This window comes from Saccharothrix variisporea (assembly GCF_003634995.1).
GTDB classification, from domain to species: domain Bacteria; phylum Actinomycetota; class Actinomycetes; order Mycobacteriales; family Pseudonocardiaceae; genus Actinosynnema; species Actinosynnema variisporeum.
The window spans coordinates 8,455,295-8,480,326 of sequence record NZ_RBXR01000001.1 but is presented as its reverse complement, the minus strand read 5'-3'; the positions used below and the strand labels follow the sequence as shown (position 1 = coordinate 8,480,326).

Annotated in this window: 14 protein-coding genes; 13 read left to right on the top strand and 1 reads right to left on the bottom strand. The window is 73.4% G+C overall.

The window, feature by feature from the left end; translation table 11 throughout:
* Nucleotides 1-155: 155 nt before the first annotated feature.
* Both pabB and DFJ66_RS38455 read left to right on the top strand, forming a co-directional pair.
* Nucleotides 156-2,243, top strand: a complete 2,088-nt coding sequence (gene pabB, locus DFJ66_RS38460) for an aminodeoxychorismate synthase component I (protein WP_121229093.1) — start codon at nucleotides 156-158, stop codon at nucleotides 2,241-2,243.
* Nucleotides 2,240-3,133: a lactate/malate family dehydrogenase gene (locus DFJ66_RS38455; protein WP_121229090.1), complete on the top strand. Its 894-nt coding sequence runs from the start codon at nucleotides 2,240-2,242 to the stop codon at nucleotides 3,131-3,133. Before pabB ends, DFJ66_RS38455 begins: the two co-directional genes overlap by 4 nt.
* Here the strand turns inward: DFJ66_RS38455 and DFJ66_RS38450 are convergent.
* Entirely contained in the window at nucleotides 3,105-3,998 is an 894-nt protein-coding gene (locus tag DFJ66_RS38450; RefSeq protein ID WP_121229088.1) for a prephenate dehydrogenase/arogenate dehydrogenase family protein, read from the bottom strand. The genes DFJ66_RS38455 and DFJ66_RS38450 overlap by 29 nt on opposite strands.
* A gap of 204 nt (nucleotides 3,999-4,202) precedes the next feature.
* Here DFJ66_RS38450 and DFJ66_RS38445 point away from each other — a divergent pair, with 204 nt between their 5' ends.
* The 11 genes from DFJ66_RS38445 to DFJ66_RS38395 all read left to right on the top strand — a co-directional run bounded on the left by DFJ66_RS38445 (nucleotide 4,203) and on the right by DFJ66_RS38395 (nucleotide 24,662).
* On the top strand, nucleotides 4,203-10,475 hold the full coding sequence (locus DFJ66_RS38445; protein WP_121229085.1) for a non-ribosomal peptide synthetase: 6,273 nt from the start codon (nucleotides 4,203-4,205) through the stop codon (nucleotides 10,473-10,475).
* Nucleotides 10,472-11,260 carry a chorismate mutase gene (locus DFJ66_RS38440; protein WP_121229082.1) on the top strand — a complete coding sequence of 263 codons (789 nt, stop codon included), beginning with the start codon at nucleotides 10,472-10,474 and terminating at the stop codon, nucleotides 11,258-11,260. Before DFJ66_RS38445 ends, DFJ66_RS38440 begins: the two co-directional genes overlap by 4 nt.
* A 23-nt stretch (nucleotides 11,261-11,283) precedes the next feature.
* Complete coding sequence (locus DFJ66_RS38435) at nucleotides 11,284-16,872, top strand: non-ribosomal peptide synthetase (protein WP_121229079.1); 5,589 nt, start codon at nucleotides 11,284-11,286, stop codon at nucleotides 16,870-16,872.
* A complete protein-coding gene (locus tag DFJ66_RS38430; RefSeq protein WP_211351454.1) occupies nucleotides 16,869-17,894 on the top strand; it encodes an aldo/keto reductase in 1,026 nt (341 codons plus the stop codon). Before DFJ66_RS38435 ends, DFJ66_RS38430 begins: the two co-directional genes overlap by 4 nt.
* Nucleotides 17,891-18,751, top strand: a complete 861-nt coding sequence (locus DFJ66_RS38425) for an aminotransferase class IV (protein ID WP_121229076.1) — start codon at nucleotides 17,891-17,893, stop codon at nucleotides 18,749-18,751. Before DFJ66_RS38430 ends, DFJ66_RS38425 begins: the two co-directional genes overlap by 4 nt.
* Complete coding sequence (locus DFJ66_RS38420; protein WP_121229073.1) at nucleotides 18,748-19,494, top strand: SDR family NAD(P)-dependent oxidoreductase; 747 nt, start codon at nucleotides 18,748-18,750, stop codon at nucleotides 19,492-19,494. The genes DFJ66_RS38425 and DFJ66_RS38420 overlap by 4 nt, the downstream gene beginning before the upstream one ends.
* A gap of 14 nt (nucleotides 19,495-19,508) precedes the next feature.
* Nucleotides 19,509-21,482, top strand: a complete 1,974-nt coding sequence (locus DFJ66_RS38415) for a glycosyltransferase family 2 protein (protein WP_121229070.1) — start codon at nucleotides 19,509-19,511, stop codon at nucleotides 21,480-21,482.
* Nucleotides 21,479-22,333 (top strand): arylamine N-acetyltransferase, encoded by an 855-nt coding sequence (locus DFJ66_RS38410; RefSeq protein ID WP_121229067.1) that lies wholly within the window; start codon nucleotides 21,479-21,481, stop codon nucleotides 22,331-22,333. The genes DFJ66_RS38415 and DFJ66_RS38410 overlap by 4 nt, the downstream gene beginning before the upstream one ends.
* The gene (locus tag DFJ66_RS38405; protein WP_121229065.1) at nucleotides 22,317-22,739 is read left to right on the top strand and encodes a hypothetical protein; all 423 of its coding nucleotides are present in this window, start codon (nucleotides 22,317-22,319) and stop codon (nucleotides 22,737-22,739) included. The genes DFJ66_RS38410 and DFJ66_RS38405 overlap by 17 nt, the downstream gene beginning before the upstream one ends.
* Nucleotides 22,740-22,843: 104 nt before the next feature.
* Nucleotides 22,844-23,653 carry a crotonase/enoyl-CoA hydratase family protein gene (locus DFJ66_RS38400; RefSeq protein ID WP_121229062.1) on the top strand — a complete coding sequence of 270 codons (810 nt, stop codon included), beginning with the start codon at nucleotides 22,844-22,846 and terminating at the stop codon, nucleotides 23,651-23,653.
* A 13-nt stretch (nucleotides 23,654-23,666) separates the two neighbouring features.
* Entirely contained in the window at nucleotides 23,667-24,662 is a 996-nt protein-coding gene (locus DFJ66_RS38395) for a phosphotransferase family protein (protein WP_170199958.1), read from the top strand.
* Nucleotides 24,663-25,032: the final 370 nt, after the last annotated feature.

Below are 25,032 nucleotides of genomic sequence, written 5' to 3'. Positions count from 1 at the left end.
AAAATCATTGTGCGCGGACACAAGAGGACCTGGTCGCTTGGACATCGGAATACCGGTGGGCGGACGCCTAGGCTGCCCATGAGTTCCGTTCCGCAGCGCGCGCCGACCGCGCGCGCCAATCCCGCAACACCCGCCGATCGGATGGTGGTGGCGTCGTGAGCCCGGTTCGCACGCTTTTGGTGGACAACTACGACTCGTTCACCCACAACGTCGTCCAACTGCTGGCCGAGGTGAACGGGGTGCCCCCGGTCGTGCTGCGCAACGACGACCTGGACGCCTGGGCGGAGTTCGATCCGCGGGAGTGGGACAACCTGGTGATCTCACCCGGTCCGGGCAGTCCCGGTGTCGTCCGCGACTTCGGCCTCAGCCGGTGGTTCCTGGAACACGCCGGTCTGCCGGTGCTCGGCATCTGCCTGGGGCACCAGGGCCTGTGCATGCTGGCCGGCGCGCGCGTCCGACCCGCGCCGGAGCCCGTGCACGGGCGGCTGAGCCGGGTGCGGCACGACGGGAGCTCCCTGTTCGACGGCGTTCCGTCGCCGTTCCAGGCGGTGCGCTACCACTCGCTCGTCGTCGACCGGCTGCCGCCGGAGCTCACCGCCACGGCGTGGACCGACGACGGGCTGGTGATGGCCGTCGAGCACCGGGAGCGGCCGTGGTGGGGCGTCCAGTTCCACCCGGAGTCGATCCTGTCCGAACACGGCCACCGGTTGCTGAGCAACTTCCGCGACCTCACCCCGCGCCGGGCGCGAACGCCCCGGCGCCCCGCCGCGCCGCCGGCGGCGGTGTCACCGCCGGAGGAGCGGTTCCGCGTGGAGGTGCGACGACTGCCCTTCCTCCCCGACGCCGAGCACGCGTACGAAACGCTGTTCTCGGGCGGCGCCGGCTCGTTCTGGTTGGACAGCAGCGCCGTCGTCCCCGGTCGGTCGCGGTTCTCGTTCCTCGGTGACGCCGCGGGGCCCCACGGCGAGGAGGTCGAGTACGACCTGCGCCGCGGTGACGTGGTGGTCCGCCGGGCGGGGCAGGTGGTCGACCGGCGGCACGAGACGTTGTTCGACCACCTGGAACGCGAACTCGACCGGCGCCGGGTGGCCGACCCGGGGCTGGCGCACGACTTCTCCCTCGGTTACGTCGGCTACCTCGGCTACGAGGTCAAGGCCGACTCCGGCGGCGAGCACCGCCACGCCTCGCCGTTCCCCGACGGGCGGTTCGTGTTCTGCGACCGCGCCCTGGCCCTCGACCACGTGGAGGGCACGGCGAACCTGCTGGCGCTGAGCACCCCGGACACTCGGGCGGAGGTGCTCGAGTGGCTCGACGCCGCGGCCCGGCGGCTGGTGCCGGCGGGCGACGCGCGGCCCCCGCTGCCGCCCGCCCCGCCGGCGACCGACCGGCGGCACTGGACCGCACGCCACTCCCCGGAGCGGTACCGGGAGATGATCGCGGAGTGCCGGCGGGAGATCACCCGCGGCGAGAGCTACGAGATCTGCCTGACGACCATGCTGTCGCGGCCGGTCCGGATCGACCCGTGGCAGGCGTACCGCGTCCTGCGCGCGGTGAACCCGGCCCCGTACTCGGCGTTCCTCCGCTTCCCCGACTTCGCCGTGCTCAGCTCCTCCCCCGAGCGGTTCCTGCGGATCGACCGCGACCGGGTCGCCGAGTCCAAGCCGATCAAGGGCACCCGGCGGCGGGACCGCGACCGCGCCGTGGACGCCGCGCTGGCCGAGGACCTGCGCACGGCCGAGAAGGACCGCTCCGAGAACCTCATGATCGTCGACCTGGTGCGCAACGACCTCGGCCGCGTCGCCAAGCCGGGTGGGGTGCGGGTGACGAAGCTCTTCGACGTCGAGAGCTACCCCACGGTGCACCAGCTCGTCACGACGGTCCAGGCGGACCTCGCCGACGGGGTGTCCGCCGTGGCCGCGGTGCGCGCCGCCTACCCGGGCGGGTCGATGACGGGCGCGCCGAAGGCGCGGACGATGGAGATCATCGACCGCCTGGAGGGCGGCTGGCGGGGCGTCTACTCGGGCGCGCTCGGGTTCTTCTCGCTCAACGGCTGCGCCGACTTCAACATCGTCATCCGGACGGCGGTCGTCACCCCGGACCAGGTGCACGTCGGCGTCGGTGGGGCGATCGTCGCGCTGTCCGACGCCGAGGCGGAGCTGCGGGAAGTGGAGTTGAAGGCGGAGGCGCTGCTCCGGGTCGTGGCCGCCGTCGACGCCGCGCGACCGGTGGAGGTCTCCCGTTGAGGATCGGGGTGTTCGGCGCCGCTGGAGCGGTGGGGGGTGCCGTCGCCGCGGCGGTGGTGGCCCAGGGGCTCGCCGGCGAGGTCGTGCTGGTGGACCGGGCGGCCGACGGGGTGGCGTGCACCGCCATGGACCTGGGGGTGTTGGCGGCCGGCAGCGCGCCCGTCCGGGTGCGGGTCGGGACGGCGGCGGAGCTGGCGGGCTGCGAGGTGGTGGTGCTGACCGCCTCGGTGCCGCACCGGGACGGCGCCCTCCGGTCGGAGTTCCTGACCGCGAACTCCGCGGTGCTGCGGGAGCTGGCGGACGCGTTGTCGGGCTGGCGGGGGACGCTGCTCGTGGTGACCAACCCGGTCGACGTCCTGTGCCTGATCGCGAGCCGCCTGCTGCCGGACGCGACGGTGCTCGGCTACGCGCTCAACGACTCGTGGCGGCTGGCGGAGGCCATCGGGCTCGTGACGGGTCGGGCGGGTTCGCGCATCCGGGCGTGGTCGCTCGGTGGGCACGGCGAGCACATGGTGCCGCTGTTCGACCGGGTGCTGGCGGACGGCGTGCGCCTGGAGTTGGCGGAAGGCCGGCGGGCGCAGGTGCTCGACTGGATCGACGGTTGGTACGGGCGGTGGCAGCGCCTGCGCACGGGCCGCACGTCCGCGTTGGCGACAGGTGCCGGCGTGGCGCGCGTGCTGGAGGCGCTGACCGGCACCCGGGAGGTGGTGGTGCCGGTGATCGTGCGGTTGAGGGGCGAGTACGGCCTCGAGGACACCTGCCTGGCCATCCCGACCCGGCTGCGCGACGGCCGTGCGGTCGTGGCGCGGTGGCGGCTCACCCCGGACGACCTGGTCGCGCTCCGACAGGCCGGGGCCGCCATCACCCGCATGGCGGACCGGGCAGCGTGAAGATGGCGGCGCAGTGCGCCGCCAGCACCTCGCGGTGGTCGCCGAGCCGGGCCGCCAGTTCGCGCAGCAGCTCGGTGAACCCGGCGCGGTCGTCCGCCGCGACGAGCCGACTGATCCGCGCGACACCGGCGACGAGCGCCGTCCTGGCACGTGCCGCCGCCGGGTTGCCCGCCTGGACGTCCCAGTAGACCTCCGGTTCCCCGGAGCTGATCCGGGCGGCCAGGGCCAGCAGCGTGGCGTGCGGTGGCGGGGCCAGTTCGACCAGCCGGTCCGGGTCCACGCCGAACTCGGCGAGCACCTGGGTCACCGCGAGGACCGCCGCGTGGGTCGCCGCCTGGGCGACGGCGGTCAGGTGGTCGTGATCCGCGGCGGACAGCTCCACCAGGCGCGCGCCCGCTCGCGTCAACAAGGACCGCCACGCCGTCGCGCGCGGCCCACCGCGCACCTCGACCACGGCCACGGGGCGTCCTGCGAAGCCCAGCGCCGGCGCGAACATCGGGTTCACGCTCAGCACCTCGAACCCCGCCGCCGCATCGCCGTACACCCCGGTGATCGCGGTCTTGACCGACAACGTGTCCACGACGATCGCGCCGGGTCGCACGCGGCGCAGGAGGTCCGGCAGGCACTCGACCGCCACCTGCTCGGGGAGGCAGACGACGACGCAATCCGCCTCCGCCAACGCGGCCGAGACCTCCGCCGTCGGCTCGCGGGCGTCGCCGACCAGCCACCGGTCACCGACGGGGTCCGGCGGGTCGGCGAGGTCGACGACGGTGACCGGGGCCCGTGGGCGCACCAGGTCGCACATCAGCCGGCCGACCGCGCCGCCACCCACGACGACCGGTCGGCGAAACGGGTCGCGGTCCATTCCGACCTCCTCCTCGCCGACTGTCGAAACTACGGCAGCCCGTGCCGTGGAAACCGGGAACCGGTGCTCGGTCAAACATTTTTGGGGCTGCGCACAAGAAAAGGCGTCGGCACTTCCCGATCCCTTCGGTCGGTACCTACGTTCGATTCCGGGAGCTCCGCCGGAACGGCCCGCGCAAAGGGGTCGACGGGAGAGAGGTGTGCGATGCGCCCGTTCGCTTTGTCGGCCGCCCAGCGCCGACTGTGGTTCGCCGAGCAGCGGCCCGGTACCGGTGCCACCTACGTCCTCCCGCTGGTGCTGCGGATCACCGGTCCGCTGCGGACCGACGCGCTGTCCGAGGCGTTGTCCCGGCTCGTGGCGCGCCACGACGCGCTCCGCACCCGGTTCGGCGTCGACGTGGGTGGGCAACCGGTGCAGTGGGTCTCCGACGACGCCGGGCCGGACCTGCGCACGGAGGTCGTCGGCGGATCCGCCGCCGAGGACGAGCTGCGCCGCCTCGTGGACGCCGAGCTCTCCCGGGACATGGACATCGCCACCGGACCGCTGTTCCGCGCCCTGCTCGTGGTCCGAGCGGAGCAGGAGCACGTGCTGGTCCTCACGGCCCACCACCTGGTCGCCGACGGCGCCGCTCTGGAGGTGGTGCGGCGCGAGCTGTTCGCCCACTACGACGCGGTGCTGGACGGTACCGACGTGCCGCCGAGGTCGACAGCCGACTTCCGAGCGCTCGTGGCGGCGGAACGGACACCGGAGGCGGTGGCGAGCGCGGAGGCCGCCGTCCGGTTCTTCGCCGCGCGCCTGTCCGACGACGGCACCGACCTGCCCGGCGACCGGCCGCGACCGGCGCGTCCCGGCCACCTGGCCCACACCGCGCGCGCCACGCTCCCACCCGATCTCGCCGCCCGGCTGCGCAAGCTCGCCGTGGTGGAGCGGACGAGCCCGTTCACCGTGTGCGCCGCCGCGTTGCACGTGCTGCTGTCGAGGTACACGGGTCGAGCCGACACCACGATCGGCTACATGTCCGCCAACCGTCAGGGCCTGGCGCGGCGGCACCTGGTCGCGATGGTGGCCAACACCCTGCCGCTGCGCACCCGCTCGGCACCCGGCGACTCGTTCCGCACCCTCGTGACCGCGGTCCGCGACGAGCTGGCGGCGGCTGCTCCGCACCGCGAGCTGCGGTTCGAGGAGCTCGTCGACTCGCTCGCGGTCCACCGCTCCCCCGTGCGCCACCCCGTGTTCCAGGTGGTGTTGAACCACCGGGACGAGGAGCCGACCCTCGCCGCCGCCGGCGGCGCGCTGCTGGTCGAGCCGGTGCCCGTGGACGTCCACCGCACCTGGCTCGACCTGGAGTACACCTGCCGACCCACCGCCGACGGCGGCTTGGCGCTGGAGCTGCGCGCCGCCGACGACATCCTGGACCGGGAGTCGGCGGTCGACCTCGTCACCGCGTACGCGACCGTGCTGCGCGCCGCCGCGACCGGCCCGGACCTGCCGATCGGACAACTGCCCGTGCTCGACGCCGCCGGCCGGTCCGCGGTGATGCGCGTCGCGCGGGGACCGGTGGTCCCCCGGCCCGACCACCAGACCTTGGGCTCGCTGCTCCGGGAGCGCGCGAGCCGGAGCCCCGACCGGCCCGCCGTGACCTTCCGGGGACGGACGACCACCTACTCCGGCCTGCTGCACCGGGCGGAGGCCGTCGCAGCGGCGTTGCGCGCCCGGGATGTCGGGCCGGGATCACTGGTCGGCGTCCACGCCGCCCGTTCCACCGAGCGGATCGTCGACCTGGTCGGTATCGCGCTGACCGGCGCGGCCTACCTGCCGCTGGACCCCGACGACCCGCCGCGGCGGACGCGGTACGTCCTGGAGGACGCCGCCCCGGCACTGGTCGTCGCCTCCGGGCACGTCGACGGGGTGCTGCGCGGTGCGGGCGTCCCGGTGGTGGACCGCGGTGCGCTGGAAGGGGGCGCACCGGAGGAGGGCGTGGTCGGCGCGACGCCACCCGGCTCCGCCGGGAGGCTTCCCGCCTACGTCATCTACACCTCGGGCTCGACCGGCCGGCCGAAGGGCGTGGTCAACACCCAGGCCGGGATCGTGAACCGACTGGCCTGGATGCAGGAGCACCTCCGGCTCACCGAGGCGGACGCGGTGCTCCACAAGACGCCGTTGGGCTTCGACGTCTCCGTGTGGGAGGTGTTCTGGCCGCTGGTGACCGGCGCACGCCTGGTGGTCGCCGAGCCGGGTGCCCACCGCGACGCGGACCGGCTGGCGCGGGTCATGCGCGAGGAGTCGGTGAGCGTTGTGCACTTCGTGCCGTCGATGCTGCGCGCGTTCCACGCCTCGGGCGGCTTCGCCGGTCAGCAGGCGTTGCGGCACGTCGTGTCCAGCGGTGAGGCGCTGCCTCCCGACCTGCGCGACGACGTGCTCGGCGCGGGCCGTTTCGAACTGCACAACCTCTACGGGCCGACCGAGGCCGCCGTGGACGTCACCTCCTTCTCCTGCCGGGGTTCCCGCCGGGACTCGCACACCGTCCCGATCGGCACACCGGTCGCCAACACCTCGGTGCACGTGCTCGACGAGCACGGGCGACCGGTCCCGTTCAACGTGGTCGGCGAGCTGCACATCGGCGGCGTGCAGGTCGCCGCCGGCTACCTGAACCGGCCCGGGCTCACCGCGCAGCGCTTCACCGCCGATCCCTTCGGCGGGCCGGCGGACCGCCTCTACCGCACCGGGGACCTCGGTCGGGTTCGGCGTGACGGGGTGGTCGAGTTCGTCGGCCGGGCCGACCGGCAGGTCAAGCTGCGCGGGTTCCGGGTGGAGCCCGCCGAGGTGGAGGCGGTGCTGCGGGCCGCACCCGGTGTCCGGGAGGCCGCGGTCCGGATCGTGACCCGGTCGAACGGCTCCGCCGCGTTGGTCGCCCATCTGGCCACCGGCGGCGACGTGCTCGACCTCGACGTGGTGCGGGGCGCGGCCACGGCGGCGCTCCCCGCGCACATGGTCCCGGTGGACTACCACGTGCTCGACGCGTTCCCGTTGCTGCCCAACGGCAAGGTGGACCACCAGGCGCTCGCCGCCGCGTTCGCGCCCACCCGCCCGACGTCCGCGCCCACCCCGCCCGATTCGACCGGGGGCCTGGTGCTGGCCGCGGTTCGCGAGGTGCTGGACGACTCGTCCGTGGGGTACGACACCTCCTTCTTCACCGCCGGCGGCGATTCGATCAGCAGCATCCTGCTCGTGGCCGCGGCACGCCGTCGGGGCCTGGCGTTCACCGTGGACGACGTCTTCCGCCACCCGACCGCACGGGCGCTGGGCCGGATCGCGGGCGCGCGCGTCGTCGACGACGCGCCGGAGCCCACACCGTTCTCGCTGCTGGGCGGCGACCGCGACCGTGTGCCGTCGGACGCCGTGGAAGCACTGCCGGCGTCCGCTTTGCTCACCGGGTTGGTCCTGGAGTCCGCCCGGGATCGCGGCTACCGCGTCTACGTCACCGCCGTGCGCGTCCGGGCGGACTTCGACGAGGACCGGTTCCGGTTCGCCGTGCACGCCGTGTCGGGCAGGCACCCCTACCTGCGCAGCTCCCTGCTGCTGTCCGGAGTGGAGCGTCCGGTCCAGGTGTTCCGCGCGACGGCGCCCGACCCGGTGACCGTCGTGGCGGCGGACGGCTGGGACCGGGACGACATCACCCGGTGGCTGGACGAGGAGGCCGTTCGCCCCTTCGACTGGGCCGTGCCGCCGCTGCTGCGCGTCACGGTCCACCTCCTCCGCTCCGACGAGTTCCTCGTCACCCTGGCCGAGCCCTTCCTGGACGGGTGGAGCGCGACCACGGTGCTCACCGACCTGCTGGAGGCGTACGCCGCCGTCCCGGCGGCCACGCCGGCGGAGGACTTCCCCCAACGCGGTTTCATCGCCGCGGAACAGGCGGCGGTCGCGGACGAGCGGCACTTCGACTTCTGGCAGCGGCTCCTGGAGGACGCGCCCCGGGTCCGCGTCCTGCCGACCGTGCCGCGCGCCGGGAAAGCCGTCCACCGGAAGCACCCCGTGCCGTTGCCGCAGCCGCTCTCCGACGCGTTGCTCGACCTGGCTGAGCGCACCGGGACACCGCTGAAGTCGTTGCTGCTCGCCGCCCACCTGCGCGTGGTGGCCGCGCTCTCGGGCAGCACGGACGTCGTGACCGGGCTGATGACCCACGCCCGTCCCGAGACCGGCGCCGGGGCCACGGCGGTGGGCCTGTTCCTCAACACCGCGCTGGTGCGCCTGCACCTGCCGGGCGGCACGTGGCGCGAACTGGTCGCCGCGGTGCGCGAGGCCGAGGTGGCGCACCTGCCGCACCGGGCGTTCCCGTACACCGAACTCGTGCGGCGCCTGGGCGACGCCCCGACCGACGTCACCTTCAACTACACGCACTTCCACCCGTACCGACGCGTCGGCGGGCACGGTGTGGTGGAACTGCTCGAGCGCTTCGCCAACGACCAGACCTACTTCCCGCTGACCGCCCAGTTCCGCCGGGAGCCGCTGTCCGGCGCGGTCGCGCTGGACCTGGAACTCTGGGGACCGGAGCACGCGGCGAGCCGCCTGACCGGCATCGCGCGGCTGTACCGGCGGGCACTGGTGTCCCTCACCGAGGACTTCGACCGGCGCTACGAGGCGGCACGGGAACCGGTGGTGGCGCCGAGCGCCCCCGCGCACCGGCCCCGGCTGCTCCACGAGCTGTTCGAACAACGCGCGGAGCAGGCCGGGAACGCGGTGGCGCTCCGGTACCCGGACGGCGTGGTCCACTTCGGTGAGCTGCGCGGTGCGGTGAGCCGGCTGGCGGAGCGGCTGAGGGCGGCGGGCGTCGGTCCCGGGGAGCCCGTCGGCGTACGGCTGCAACGGACACCGTCCCTCGTGGTGGCGCTGCTCGCCGTGCTGTCGGTTGGCGGGGTCTACACGCCCCTCGACCCGTCCCACTCCGGGACCAGGTCGGCGGAGCTGGTCCGCGAGGCGGGCTGCGCGGTCGTCCTGGAACCCGCGTCGCACGGCGCCGGCCCCGACGCGGTGGTGGTGACGCCGACCGGCCACACCCCGCGGTCGACCGGGACCACCGACCCGGGCTCCCCCGAGTCGGCGGCCTACCTGATCTTCACCTCCGGTTCGACCGGCCGCCCCAGGGGCGTGCTCGTCCCGCACCGCGCGGTGGTCAACCGGTTGGCCTGGGCGTGGCGCGTCCAGCCGTACGAGCCCGGTGAGGTCGTGGCCGCCCGGACCCCCATCGGGTTCGTCGACTCGGTCGCGGAGCTGCTGGGTCCACTGCTCGCCGGGACGCCCGTGCACCTCGTGCCCGACGACGTGCACGACCCCCGGTCGCTGGTCCGGTCCCTGCGGGAGTCCGGCGCGACCAGGGTCACCCTCGTCCCGGCGCTGCTGACCGAGCTGCTTCGGCTCGACGTCGACCTCGCCGCCGAGTTGCCCCGCCTGCGCCACTGGACCCTCAGCGGCGAACCGCTGACGACGCGGTCGGCGCACGACCTGCTCGCGCGGCTGCCGGGTGCGGTCGTGCACAACCTCTACGGATCGACCGAGGTGGCCGGGGACGTCACCGCCCACCGGGTGCGCGGTGACGAGTCCGACGTGCTCATCCCGATCGGCACCCCGATCGACGGGTGCACGGCGACCGTGCTCGACTGCTGGGGGCACCCCGCCGCAGACGAGGTGGTGGGCGAACTGGTCGTCGCCGGCGCCGGTGTCGGCAACGGTTACCTGCCCGACGCGGTCGGTGCCGACCGGTTCCTCACGGGACCCGACGGCGCACTCGTCGGGTACCGGACCGGCGACCTGGTGCTGCGCGGGAGCGACGGTTCGCTGCGCTACGTCGGCCGCGCCGACCGGCAGCTCAAGGTCAACGGTGTGCGGCTGGACCAGGCCGAGGTCGAGTCGGCCCTGCGCACCGCGCCCGAGGTGGCCGACGCCGTCGTCGAACGCCACGACGGCGACACCGCACTGGTCGCCTACCTGCTCGTGGCCGCGGGCGCCGAACCGGTACCCGCCGCGTTGCGCGCGCTGCTGCGCGAACGGCTGCCCGCCGCCGTCCCGGTCGAATTCGCCGTGGTCGAGCGCTGGCCGCTGCGCCCGAGCGGCAAGGTCGACCGGGCGGCGCTGCGCGCCGAAGCCCGCCCGCTCGCGGGACGGGCCCCGACCGCCCGGGCGCCGCGCTCGCTGGTGGAGCGGGAACTGGCCGACCTGTGGCGCAAGCGCCTCGGCCGCGACGACGTGCGCGTGACCGACGACTTCTTCGCCATCGGCGGGCACTCGCTGCACGCGATCATGCTCGCGGCGGAGGTTCGCGAGCGCACCGGCCTGGAACTGGCCATCGACGACATCTTCGACCACCCGACGCTCGCCGAACAGGCCGCCGTGCTGGAGCTGCTGCTGCTGGCCGGCGCGCCACCGGACGCGGCGCGGGCCGCCACGACGACCCACCCGGAACTCACACGGAGGAACCCATGACGTCCACGTCGCACGACGAGCTGCAGGAGCTGCGCAGGCGGATCGACGAGACCGACGACGAGCTCCTCGCCGCCGTGGCCAGGCGGTTGGACCTGTGCCGGCAGGTGGCCGAGGTCAAGCGGGCCACCGGAACGCCGATGATGAACGAACAACGCCTCGCGGCGGTCCGCCGCCGGGCGACGGAGTTCGCCGAGCGCTCCGGTGTCGACGCCGGGTTCCTCGGCGACCTGTTCGACGCGATCACCGCCGAGGCGTGCTACCTGGAGCAGGAGATCCTGGGACCGGAGGAGGGCGGGCGCAGCAGGCTGGCCAACTCGGCCAAGCGCATCGACCACGTCGCCATCGCCGTGCGGGACCTGGCGGCGGCGATCGCGACCTTCCGCGACCGGTACGGGTTCGAGGTCGTCGAGCGCCGCCAGGTCAGCGGCGAGGTCAGCGGGATGGACTCCGCCACGCTGCGGGCGGGTGGCGTGACCTTCGTGCTGTGCCAGGGCGACTCGCCCCGCTCGAACGTCTCGCAGTACATCGAGCACTACGGGCCCGGTGTCCAGCACATCGCGATCGAGGTGCGCGGCCAGCTCGAACTGCTGCGCGACTTCGGCGCGCGCGAGGCCGACCTGCTCACCGGGGTGATCAACGCGCCGGGGCTCGACCAGTCCTTCACCCGGCGCGAGCACAACACCGGCATCCAGCTGGAGTTCGTCACGCGGACCGACAACGCCGGGTTCGACGACTCGAACGTGCGCGAACTGTTCGCCGCGATGGAGCGCGAGAACGTCTTCTGACCGGCACGGAGAGAGGCGGCACGATGGTCATCCGGGATACGACGGCACCGCGGTCCGACGGTGCGGCGCGCGAACTCGCCGACCGCCTGCTCGCCGCGCGGTTGCGCGGCGCAGCGGAGGCGGAACCGACCGGCTCGGCGACCGACGTGCCGGCGGGAGCGCTCACCGCCGCCCAGGAACGGATGTGGTTCCTGCACGTGATCGCCCCCGACAGCCCGGCGTACAACATCACCACCGCCGCACGGCTGCGCGGCCCCCTCGACGTGGCGGCACTGCGGACCGCGTGGGACGACGTCGTCGGTCGGCACGAGATGCTGCGCTCGGTCTTCCCCGCCGATGCCGACGGCATCCCCTTCCGGGAGGTGGCGCACACCGGGCTCCCGCTCACCGTCGCGGACGTGGCGGCACCGGACGACGACGGTGTGCGGGCCCGGGTCGAACGGCTGGCGAGCGAGCCGTTCGACCTGGCGACGGGCCCGTTGGCCCGGGCCGTGCTGATCCCCCTCGCGCCCGACGACCACGTCCTCGTCGTGACCCTGCACCACGTGGTCGCCGACGGGTGGTCGCTCGGGGTGCTGCACCGCGACCTGGCGACCGCCTACCAGGCGCGCACGGCGGGCCTCGCGCCCGTCCACCGCGAGACCCCTGATTTCCGCACCTTCGTGGCGCAGGAGCACGCTTGGGTCCACGGCGAGCGCGGTGTCGAGGACCGGGCGTACTGGCGCGACCGGCTCACCGACCTCTCCCCGGTCCGGCTGCCCGTCGCCACCCGCCGACCCCCACTGCCCCGGCGCTCCGGCCGGCACCTCCACGCGACGCTGCCCGAACACGCCGTCACGGCCCTGGAGTCCTTGGCGGCGCGGGAACGCACCTCCCTGTTCGCGGTGCTGGCAGCGGCGTTCGGCGTCGTGCTGCACCACTACTCCGGGCAGGACGAGGTCGCCTTCGGCGCACCGGTGGCGAACCGGACCGACCCCGCCACCGAGGACGTGGTCGGGCTGTTCGTCAACACGGTGGTCCTGCGGCTGGACACGGCGGGCGCGCCGACGTTCGTCGACCTGGTCCGCCGGGCCCGGGGCGAAGCGGTCGCCGCGTTGCGCCACCAGCGGCTGCCGTTCGACCACGTCGTGCAGGACTTGCGCCCGGAACGCGCCTTCAGCCACAACCCGCTGTTCCAGGTGATGTTCGCCCTGCAGAACGCGATGGCCGACGAGTTGGCGTTGCCCGGCCTGCGCGCCGAACCGGTGCCGGCCGAGACCGCCACCGCCCGGTTCGACCTGGAGTGCACCCAGTGGCGCCGCCCGGAGGGCTTGCGGATCCGGTTGACCCACGACGTCGACCTGATCGACCGGGCGGTCGCCCGAGCGGTCCTGGACGACTACGTCGAGGTGCTCGCGACCGTCGCCGCGCAACCCGCCACCGCGCTCGCCGACCTCGTCGTGCGGCCCGATCCGGCGCCGCGAGCGGGCGCGGGCACCACCTTCCACGGGCTCTTCGAGGCGGCGGCGAAGAAGACACCCGACGCCGTCGCCGTCCGCACGGCGGCGGCCGAACTGCGGTTCGCCGACCTGGACCGGCGCGCCGAGGACCTGGCCGGGAGGCTCGTCCGGGCCGGTGCCGGACCGGGGCGGGTGGTGGCGTTCGCCACCGGGAGGACCGTCGACCTGGTCGTGGCGGTCCTCGGCGTGCTCAAGTCCGGGGCCGCGTTCCTGCCGTTGAACCCCGACGATCCGGTCGCGCGGCGGAACTTCATCCTGGCGGACGCCGGGGTGGAACTGGTCGTGGTCGACCACGACGGCGAATGGCCGGAGCACGTCCGACCCGTCGACCTCCGATACGAGACCGACCGCACCCCACCGACCCCCCGGGTCGAGGCGACCCCAGCGGACCTCGCCTACGTCCTCTACACCTCGGGCACGACGGGCCGTCCCAAGGGCGTGGCCGTCGAGCACCGCAACATCGCCGCCACCATGCTCGCCTGCCAGGACCACTTCGGGTTTTCGCCCGACGACGTGGGGCTCGTGCTCGCCTCGGCGACGTTCGACGTCTTCTACTACGAGTTGTTCTCGACCGTGTTCGCCGGTGGGACGGCACGACTCGTCGACCGCGACGAACTGTTCGACGAGGACCGCCTGGTGCCGATCCTGCTGGGCGCCACCGCGTTCCAGGCCGTGCCGGGACTGATGGACCACCTGCTGCGGGCGCTCGCCCACCGGTCCGTGCCGTCGGTCGACGGGATGCGGCACGTCGTCACCGGCGGCGACCAGGTGCCCGCCGGCCTGCTCACCGCGGTGACCCGGGCCTTCCCGGCGGCGCACGTGGCGGTGACCTACGGCCCGACCGAGGCGGCGATCTTCGCCACCTGCTTCGACGTGCCCCGCGACCGCCCGGTCACCGGGCACCCCATCGGCTTCCCGCTGGCGGGGGCCGACGTGTACGTGGGCACCCCGGACGGGCGGCGGTTGCCCGACGGGGCCGCGGGCGAGTTGTGGATCGCCGGCAACGGCGTGGCGCGCGGCTACCTCAACCGGGCGGAGGAGACCGCCCGGCGCTTCACCGAACGCGGCGGCGTGCGCCACTACCGCACCGGCGACCGGGCCCGGTCGCTCGCCGACGGCACCGGGATCGAGTTCCTGGGTCGGGTGGACGACCAGGTCAAGGTCCGCGGCTTCCGCATCGAGCCCGCCGAGGTGGAAGCGGTCCTCGGGGAGGCACCGGGCGTGGGCCGTGCCGTGGTGGTGCCGGAGGGCGACGGACCGAGCGCGCGGCGCCTCGTCGGGTACGTGGCACCCGACCCGGTCGGGGTGGCCGAGCTGGCGCGGCACCCCGCGACCCGGCGGGAGCTCACCGAGCAGTGGCGCCGGCTCTTCGACCAGACGCACGAGCGCCGGGAGGACTCCTGGGAGCGGGACTTCACCGGCTGGCGGTCGGCATTCGACGGCGAGCCGCTGCCCACCGGCGTGCTGGACGAGTGGTTGGCCTGCGCGGTGGACCGCATCCGGGCGAAGCTGGCCGCCCGTCCGGACCGGTCCCGCCCGCCCGAGGTGCTGGAGATCGGCTGCGGCACGGGGTTGCTGCTGTTCGAACTCGCGCCGGACTGCGCGCGGTACGTGGGCACCGACTTCTCGGCGTCCGCGCTCGCGGGAGTGGAGCGCGAGGTGCGGGCGCGCGGGCTCGGAGGCGTGCGGCTGGTACCCGCGACCGGGGCCGACCTGTCCGGCGTGACCGGCTCGTTCGACGCCGTGGTGATCAACTCGGTGAGCCAGTACCTGCCCGGCGCACCCGAGTTGCACTCCCTGGTGAGCGCGGCCTTGGAGCTGACCGCGCCGGGTGGCTTCGTCTACGTCGGCGACGTGCGCAGCCTCCCCCTGCACCGGGCGTTCGCCCGCGAAGTCGAACAGCACCGCGATCCGGGCGCGGAGCCGGACGTGCGCGAGGACCGGGTCCGGCGGCGGATCTCGGCCGAGCGGGAACTGCTGGTGGATCCGGCGTTCTTCACCGGTCTGGCCGCCGCCTCCGGGCAGGTCGGGGTCGAGGTCGAGCCGAAGCTCGCGAGGCTGTCCAGCGAACTGTCCAAGTACCGGTACGACGTCACGCTGTGGCGCGACGACCGGCGCGCCGCACCGGTCGGGACGTGGACGCCGTGGGGTGACGGGTGGACCCTGGATCGACTGCGCCGCGTGCTCACCCGGGAGAAGCCCGCCCACCTCGGGCTGACGGGTGTCCCGGACCGCCCGCCGGCGGAGCTCTCCCCCGCGTCGCGGCGGGTCGAGCCGGTGTTGCCCGTCGACGTGGTCGCCGTGGCCGAAGCCTCGGGGTACCGCGCGTGGACGAGTTGGGCCGCCGGGCGCCCGGACGGGGCCTTCGACGTGTGGTTCGAGGCCGACACGGGTGACGTGGGACGACGTCCGGGCTGCGCGTGGCCCGCGGGTGACCCGGGAGCGCCGCTGACCAACGACCCCGCCGTGGCCGCGATCACCCAGGATCTCGGCCGGGTCGCGACCGAGCACGCGGCGAGCCAACTGCCCGCCTACATGGTCCCCGACGCGGTGCTCGTCCTGGACCGCCTGCCGCTGACCCCGAACGGGAAGGTGGACCGGGGCGCGCTGCGGTCGGCCGCCGTCGCGGTCGAGCGCACCGGCAGGCGGCCCGAGACCACCGAGGAACACCTGGTCGCGGCCGTGTACCGCGAGGTGCTGGGAACCACCGACGTGGCGGCCGACGACGACTTCTTCGCCGTGGGCGGCACGTCCTTGTTGGCCATCCAGGTGGCCGTGCGGCTGAGGGCGCGTGGTCGGGTGCTCGCTTCCCAGCAGTTGTTCGACCTGCGCACCGTCGAGGCCGTGGCCCGAGCGGTCACCCCCGCCCCGGGTGGGGGATCCCCGGCGACGACGGCGGAGGCGGGGCGACCGGCGGAACCAGGGCCCGCCGCGCGGCCGGCCGACATCTGGGCGTCCGCCGGGACGCTGCTGCTCACGGGCGCCACGGGCATGCTCGGCGTCCACCTGCTGCACGAACTGCTGACCCGTTACCCCGACCTGGCGGTGCGGTGCCTGGTCCGCGCGGCCGACGACACCGCGGCGGCGGACCGGCTCCTCGACCAGTACCGCTGGTACTTCCCGGGGTCGTCGATCACGCCGGCCGAGTTCGGCGGTCGGGTGACGGCGGTCGCCGGGGACCTGCGCACCCCGCGCCTCGGTCTGGACGACGGCTCGTGGCGCGTGCTCTCGCGAGAGGTGGGGCACGTGGTGCACTCCGCGGCGGACGTGCGGCACGTCGCGGACGAAGCCGAGGTGCTGGCGGCCAACGTCGACGGCACGCGACGACTGGTCGAGCTGGCGGCGTCCGGTGCCGGCGGGCGGTTCGTGCACATCTCGACGGTCGGCGTCGCGGGCAGGTCCGACGTGCCGGGACTGGCGCTGCGCGAGGACCAGCTCGACATCGGTCAGCGCGCCACCGAGGCGTACTCCAGGAGCAAGATCCGGGCCGAACGCGTCGTGCTCGACCACCTGGCCGGCGGTGCGGACGGCACGGTGCTGCGCGTCGGCACCGTCGCGCCGAACTGGTCGACCGGGCGGTTCCAGCGCAACATCGACGCGCACTTCTTCAGCCGCCACGTCAAGGCCGTGCTGGGGCTCGGGATCGCCGCCGACCTGCCCGGCCGCTCGTTCCGCCTGTTGCCCGCCGACGTGCTCGCCCGCGTGGTGCTCGCCCTCGCGGGCGACCGACGCGCCGGTGGGCGGACCTTCCACCTGGAGAGCCCGCACCGCCTCGGGCACCACGACCTCGTGCGGGTCCTCCAGGCCGTGGGGTACGCGGTGCGGGTGGTCGGGCCCGACGACCTGGCGGCGGTGCTGGCACGGCTCGCCGCCGACCCCCGGCACACCGAGGACGTCGGCCGCATGCTGCCCGCCGTGGACCGCGCGGCCGGGCACCGGGTCGCGCTGGACTCGGCCGACACCGAGCGGTGGTTGACCGAGCTGGGGCTTTCCTGGCCCGTCCCGACCACCGAGTGGGTGCGGCGCTTCCTGCGCCACGGCGTCGAGGTCGGGTACTTCCCGCCGCCGCTGCACGCGGATCTCGGGTTCGACGTGCCGGAGGTGCTCGGGTGAGCGCTCCGACGGTGGAGATGGAGTACCGGCGGCTCGGCCGGACGGGGCTGGTGGTCAGCGCCGTGGGCTTCGGCTCGTGGGCGACGCTGGGCGAGCGCGTGGACGACGCGACGGGCAGGTCGCTCCTGCGCGAGGCGTACGACCTGGGCATCAACTTCTTCGACAACGCCGAGACCTACGGCGACGGACGGGGCGAGGAGGCCGTCGGGCGCGCGCTCGCCGCGTTCAAGTGGCCGCGGGAGACGTTCGTCGTGTCCGGCAAGGTCTTCTGGGGTGTGCACGGCAAGCGCCCCAACACCTGGGGGTTGAGCCGCAAGCACGTCGTCGAGGGCTGTCACGCCGCGCTGCGCAGGCTCGGCCTGGACCACCTGGACCTGTTCCTGTGCCACCGGCCCGATCCGAACACACCGCTGGACGAGACGGTGCGGGCGATGAGCGACCTCGTCACCCAGGGGAAGGTGCTGTACTGGGGGACCTCCGAGTGGTCGGCCGACGCGGTGCGCGACGCGCTCGGGATCGCCGCCCGGGACGGTTTCGTCGGACCCTCGCTGGAGCAGTTGCGGTACAACCTGCTGGACCGGCGCCGGGTGGAGGTCGACTTCGCGGACCTGCACCACCGGGCGGGCCTGGGCATCACCACCTGGTCGCCGCTGGCCTACGGCCTGCTGGCAGGTCGCTACGGCGAAGGCGCGCCGCCTGGTGGCAGGCTCGCCGACCCGGCCTACCGGTGGCTGCGCGAGGACCTGTTCGGCGACGACGAAGCGGACCTGGTGGCCCGGGTGGCGGCCGTGTCCCGCCTCGCCGGGGACCTCGGCCTGCACCCCGCCCGGTTCGCGCTCGCCTGGGTGCTGCGCAACCGGGCGGTCAGCTCCGCCATCACCGGGGCTTCCCACCCGGCGCAGCTGCGCGAAAGCGTCCGCGCCACGACCGCGGTCCAGCAGGTGGACGACCCCGCGGTGCTGGCGGAAGTCGACCGACTGCTCGGGCTGCCCGAGCCGCCACGTCCCGGAGGACGAGAATGAGAGCGAGCGAGCACGCGTGGTTCAACGGACGGATCGTCCCCCGGGAGCGGGCCGACCCGTCGGTGGCGAGCAACACGCTGCACCTGGGGATCTCGGTGTTCGACGGCATCATGGCCTACCGCAACGGCGGCGCGTGGAACCTGCACCGGGGACGGGAGCACGTCGAGCGGTTCCACGCCGGCGCCGCCCGCATGGGCCTGCGTCCGGGGTGGACGGTGGACCAGGTCCTCGACGGGATCGGGGAGCTGTTGGGCACCCTGCCCGCCCGGACGCACTACATCAGGCCGATCGCCTACCGGACCGCTCCGGAGGTCTTCTTCCACGTCGACAACGACTCGGCGAGCTTCGCGGTCTTCGCGGTGCCCGTAGGCCGCGACGCGGACGACCCGTACACCTGCCAGCTCTCCCCGATCCGCCGGGTGTCGCACCACGCGATCCCCGCCTCGTGGAAGGTCTCCGGGGCCTACGCCAACAGCTTCCTGGCGGAGGAGGCCGCGCGGGCCGCCGGGTTCGACACCGGGCTGATGCTCGACCAGCGCGGACGGGTGGCCGAGGCGAGCAGTTCGAACGTCTTCTTCGTGACCGCCGACGGGCTCGTCACCCCGCGCCTCGACGGTGACGTGTTCCCCGGCATCACCCGCGCGACCATCCTCGAGATCGCCCGCCGGTCGGACCTCGCGGTGATCGAACGGGACGTGTGGCCCGCGGAGTTGGCCTCGGTCGAGGCGGCGCTGCTGTGCGGGACGCTGTCGGAGATCCGCCACCTCGGCCGGATCGGCGACCACCGGTACGACTCCGGGAACCACCCGGTGGTCCGGCGGCTGATCGACCAGTTCCGATCGCTGACGCACGCATGACGGCGCACCGGGCACCGCTCCCGCTGCGCGGGCACGTGGCCGTGGTGACCGGCGGGACCAGCGGCATCGGAGCGGGGCTCGTCGCCGGTCTCGTGGACGCGGGCGCGGCGGTGGCCGTCTGGTCGCGGACCGCCCGCACGTCCAGCCGCGCGAGCGGTGCGGCGCTGCTCGTGGACTGCGACGTGGCCGATGCCGCGCAGGTGCGCCGCGCGGTCGGGGTGACCCTCGCCGAACTGGGCGCGGTGGACTCCTGCTTCACCGCGGCCGGGATCAACCGCCAGGACGCCGCGTTGGACACGGCGCCCGCCGTGTTCCGCTCGGTCGTCCGGGTCAACCTGGAGGGCACGTTCCACGTCTTCCGCCTGCTGGCCGGTCACATGCGCGACCGAGGTCGCGGGAACCTGGTCGCCGTCTCGTCGATCGCCGCGCTCAGCGGGCAGGCGCGCACCGCGCACTACGCGGCGTCCAAAGCCGCCCTGGTGGGCCTGACCGAAGCGGCTGCCGTCGAGTTGCGCCCCCACGGCATCGCCGTGAACGTGGTGGTCCCCGGCTTCGTGGCCACTCCCATGCTGGCTCCGCACCTGGCCGACCGGAGGTTCGTCGACCGGGTGCTGCCGCGCATCCCGCTCGGCCGCTGGGCCGTTCCCGACGACTTCGCGGCGCTCGCCGTCCACCTCGCCACCACGCGCGCCTCCGGCGGCCGGTTCCTGGTGGACGGCGGCTACACGGTGTCCAAGACCTGAAGGGAAGCGACCGGATGACCGTCCCCGCCCGCCTGAGCGCGCCGCTGGTGTCGGTGCTCATGCCCAGCTACCTCCAAGCCCACTTCCTGCCGCGGGCGCTCGCGAGCCTGGGTGCCCAGCGGTTCCGCGACTGGGAGGCCGTCGTGTTCGACGACGGGTCCCCGGACGAGACGGCCGAGGTCGTCCGGAAGTGCGGGTTCCCGGTGCGCTACCTGAGGTCCGAGGTGAACATCGGGCTCGGCGCCGCGCTCAACCGCGCCACGGCCGCCGCACGCGGCAAGTACCTGGCTTACCTGCCCTCGGACGACTACTACGACGTCGAACACCTGGCGGAGTGCGTCCGGCTCCTGGAGACCGACCAGGCGGTGTACCTGGCGTACGGCGGGGTGAGGTGGCACGACAAGACCGCCCTCAACGCCCGCAACCCCTCCGCCACGCCGACCCTGCGACCGGACGTCCGGCCCGGCGAGGAGGGGCGGATCGCCGACGACCCGAACCCCGGGCCGCGCGAGTGGCCACTGCCGAGCGGGAACCTCTTGGCGCTCGTCCAGGTCGTGCACCGCCGCGACCTGGAGGCCGCCACGCGGTGGCCGGAGCGCGGCGAGGTGGTCTCGGACGCCCTGGAGGCCGACCACTGGCGTGCGCTGGTGCGGCGGGGTGCCCGGTTCGCCCACACCGGCAGCGTGAGCTGCGGCTGGAGCGACCACCCCGCGCAGCGGCACAAGATCATCTCCGGTCGCGGGCTGCGCGGGAACACCTGGAGCCGCCAGGGCTTCGGGCTGTCGCACTACCGGAGGCACTACGGCGTCGCGTCCGGCACGAAGTTGCGCTGGCTCCCCTCGGACCAGGCGCTGTCCGTGGACGAGGAACGGGAGTACCGGTTCCTCCCCGTCCCGACACCCCGCCCGCGCGGCGGCCGGGAGGGGCTGACGATCCTGCTCGTCGGCTCGCTGGGCTTCAACCCGGAACGCGTGCTCGCGCTGGTCGAGCGCGGCCACCGCCTGCACGGCCTGTGGATGCCGGAGCCGGACTTCTGGGACCGCACGGGCCCGCTGCCCTTCCCCGGTGTCGAGGACGTCCCGCACCGCGACTGGGTCGACCACGTCCGCGCCCTCCGGCCGGACATCGTCTACGGCCTGCTGAACTGGCAGGCGCTGCCGTTCGTCCACGAGGTCTTCCAGCACAACGAGCGCACGCTGCGAGCGCCGTTCGTGTTCCACTTCAAGGAGAGCCCGATGGTGGCCGAACGCGCCGGCCTGTGGCGCGAGTTGACGACACTGGTCACCCGGTCCACCGGTCGCATCTTCGCCTCACCGGAGCTGCGCGAGTGGTTCAGCCTGGCCCTGGGGCGGGAGTTCGACGACGGGGACACGCTGGTGCTCGACGGTGACCTGCCCACCCGGGCATGGATGACCGACGACTGGTCGGACCGACTGTCCTCATCGGACGGTGAGGTGCACACCGTCTCCGTCGGCCGCACGCTCCTCGACGACGTGGCGGCGATCGCCCGGTCCGGCGTCCACGTGCACCTCTACAGCCACGGGTACATGCGCCGCGGCGTCCGCTGGGCCGGAGCCGGGTCCGACGACCGCGTCCACGTCCACCCCCCGGTGACCGGCCGGGAGTGGGTGCGCGAACTTTCCCGCTACGACGCGGCGTGGAGCCACATCTTCCCCAGCCACAACGGGGGCGACCTGCGCAAGGCGGTGTGGAACGACCTCAACCTGCCCGCCCGGCTGGGCACCTACGCCGCCGCGGGTCTGCCGTGGATCCACCTGGCCAACGAAGGGCACCGGGTGGCGGTCGGCGGCCTCGCCGGGCGGTTGGGTGTGGGCATCGCCTACCGCGACCGGGACGACCTGGTCGACCGGCTGCGCACGGAGGTCGCTTCCCGCAACGGCACCACGCGGATGCGGGCGGCCCGGCACACGCTCTCGTTCGAGCACCATGTGGACCGCTTGACGACCTTCTTGGAGGGACTGCTGTGAAAACCGGTGTGGCACCCCTCGACCGGACCGTCGACCGGTTCACCCGGTGGTTGGGGCTGCCCGACGCGCCGGCGCCGTCCTGGTCGCACGTGACGGCCCTGTACCGCAGGTGGTGCCAACGCGTGCCGTTCGACAACTTCCTGATCAGAACCGCGATCGCGGGCGTTCCGCGACGCGTGCCCGGGATGGCCCCGCCGGAGTTCCTGAGCACGGCGATGACCCTGGGTGTCGGCAACCTCTGCATGGAGGCCGCCGACGCGCTGTGCGCGGTGCTGCGGGCGCACGGCTACCGGGTGTCGGTGGGGCTGTGCCAGATCGGCGGCGACAGCGGAACGCTGCGGGTCAACCACACCACGGTCGTGCTGCACTGGGGCGGCGAGCGGTTCGTGCTGGACACCACGCTGCTGACCGGCGAGCCGATCGCCCTGGTCGACGGACACCACCTCGTCACGCCGGTCCTGCCCCACGCGGTCCGGGACCTCGGCGGACTGTGGGAAATCGCCACCGTGACTGCTGTGGGCAAGAAACCCAAGGTCATCCGTCTGCTCGCCGTGGTGGAGCAGACGTCGGTGTGCGACGCGCTCTACCAAAGCCTCCAGGGACCGGATTACTGGGCCGCGAACCGGAGGTTCTTCATCCAACTGCACGAGGACGACGCCCTGCTCACTTTCAGCGGCGACACCCTGTACCGCACGACGGCGGACGACGTGGCCTCGCGCAGGATCGGTGCGGACGAACGGACGCGGGTGCTCACCGACGTCTTCGGCGTGTCCGCCGCCCTGGCCCCGACGCTGCCGGCGGACGACCGACCTCCCACCCCGACGGAGGTGGTCCGTGACCGCTCAGCCTGACAACCCGTGGTCCGGCTACCGATCGGAGGTGGGCGCGCGGGTGGTCGTGGGGTGGGGCGGCAGCGTGCTCGTCGACGCGCGTGCCGACCGGGACCACGTGCTTCCCGAGGTCGACGTCGGTCCGCCCGTCGACACGGTCGAGGCCGCCGTGCTGCGGTTCCTCGGCTCGGTGTTGTTCGTGAACTGGCGGGGTGGGATCGCGCTGACCGGCGTCACGGAAGGGGAATGGCGAGAGGGGGCGCTCGTGCGCCACCGCATCGGGCTGGTCTACCGCTGCACACCGGCCGAGCGGCCGACCCTGCGCGACCGACGGGAATTCACCTGGGTGTCCCACGGGTTGGTCGGTGCCGTGCCGCTGCCCGCGGACCACGCGCCGCACCGGGTAAGGTGGATCTTCCAACCGTGATCGGGCTTTGTGCATGTGCACAAGATCCGCGTCCGCCACTTCATCCGGGAATGTCGAGCGTCTTAGTTTTGATGGCAGTCGACGACCTTCCAAGGAGACGCGGCATGACCGTTGCAGGAACTCCGAAATCCGTCCCCGCGAAGTCCGGTGTGCTGGTCGAGAAACGCGACGGCGTTCTCGTCGTCACCATCAACCGCCCCGAGGTCCGCAACGCGACGGACTTCTACGCGGCCAGGGAACTCACCCGGGCGTTGACCGAGCTGGACACCGATCCGGAGGTCGCCGTCGGCATCGTGACCGGAGCCGGTGGCACCTTCTCCAGCGGCAAGGACCTCAAGGCCGAGCTGGACGGCCGCCCGGCGCCCGAGGACGGGCTGACGGAGTTCGAGCCGCCCACGCGGGTACGGGTGCGCAAGCCGCTCATCGCGGCCGTCGAGGGGTACGCGCTCGGCGGCGGCTTCGACCTGGTCCTGGCGTGCGACATGGTCATCGCGGCCGAGAACGCCGTGTTCGCCTGCACCGAGGTCGCCCGCGGGTTCGTCGCCTCGGAGGGTGGAGCGGCCCGGCTGCCGCAACGCGTGCCCCACTCGGTGGCCGTCGAACTCCTGCTCACCGGCGAGCCGATCAGCGGCGTGCGCGCGGCGGAGATCGGCCTGGCGAACCGGGTGGTCCCGGCCGGGCAGGCGCTGGCTGCCGCACTCGACCTGGCCCAGCGCATCCGGCGCAACTCGCCACTGGCCGTCCTCGCCACGAAGGAAGCGCTTCGCGAGCGGCTGCGCGCGGAGGAGGAGCAGGCGTTCGAGATCCAGGACGCGATCTTCGGGCCGGTGCTGGCGGCGGAGGACGGCCAGGAGGGCGCCCGAGCCTGGGTCGAACGACGCGAACCGGTGTGGCGCAGCCGGTGGCTGCCGTGAGAGGAGTCGACTGTTGACAGAGGCGTTGCCCGACGAGGTGACCGGATGGCTGGCCGCCCGGCTCCCCCGGGGCGGTCGCATCGCCAGGATCGCGCAACTGCCCGGCGGCTACCGCAACCAGAACCTCTTGATCGCCACCGACGACGACAAGTTCGTCCTCCGCCGGTACCTCAAAGGCAACACGTGCGGGGTCGAGCAGGAACTCGCCACCCGGTTGAGCGGGGTGGTCCCGATCGCCGAGGTGGTCGACGCCGACCCGACCGGCGCGCTCGCCGGCGAACCCGTGCTGCTCTCGCGGTTCGTCGAAGGAACTTCCCTCGACCAAGTGGTGCTCGACCTACCCGCCCCGGAGGCCACCGAGCTGGGCCACCGGGTCGGGTCCGCGCTGGCGGCGATCGGAACCATCCGCTTCACCGCACCGGGCTTCTTCTCCGGCCCGGACCTGACGCCGGCCTCCGGCGGAGCCGACAGCGCCGACCTGATCACGTTCACCACCAGCCGCCTCGACGACCTCGTGGGGTTCGACAGCCTGGAGAAAACCGCGCTGCTGGCCCTGGCCGAACACGACCAACGAGCACTCGACGCCGTCCCGAGCGAGGCACGGCTGGTGCACGCGGACTTCAACGGCAAGAACCTCCTCGTCACCCGGCGAGGTGGGCACTGGTCGGTGAGCGCGGTGCTGGACTGGGAATTCGCCTTCAGCGGCAACCCGCTGAGCGACGTGGGCAACATGCTGCGCTTCCCCGAAGACACAGGCCCCCACTTCACGACCGCCTTCATCGACGCCTTCACAGCCGACGCGGGACCACTGCCCGACAACTGGCACCACCTCAGCCAGGCACTGGACCTGTTCGCCCTGGTCGACCTGCTCACCCTGCCCAGCACACACCCCCTGCACGCCAAGGTGTCCGACGCGGTACGAACCCGGATCACCGCCACCACCGGCCGCCTCCCCGAGACCGAGCCCCGTTCCAACGCGGACCGGCAACCCCGGCGGCCTCCAAGCTGACGCCGACCGACCCGCTGCCGCCCACGGACTTGTCACAGGCCCACCGAATCCGGGCACAGGCAAATGCGCTGAAGCCTGCCAGTTCATGGTCGGATCAACCGGCTTTGGCCCAGTGGCCTGAGATCGGTTGGTCCACCAGTCGTCGCAGATGGTGCCTGTGCACACGTCATGCTGGTTGGCGAGGCTGGTGGTCGGCCGTGAGGTGGCCGGTCAGCGGCACGACAACACGGCCATCAGCCAGCCACATCGAGCCCACCCACACCAGCTGCTGCCAGCCAAGGCCACAGCGCGCCACCGCCAGCAGGACAGGCAGCAAGATCGACACAAGGCAGAGAACGACCTACGGAAACGAGTAACCCCACGATGGCGA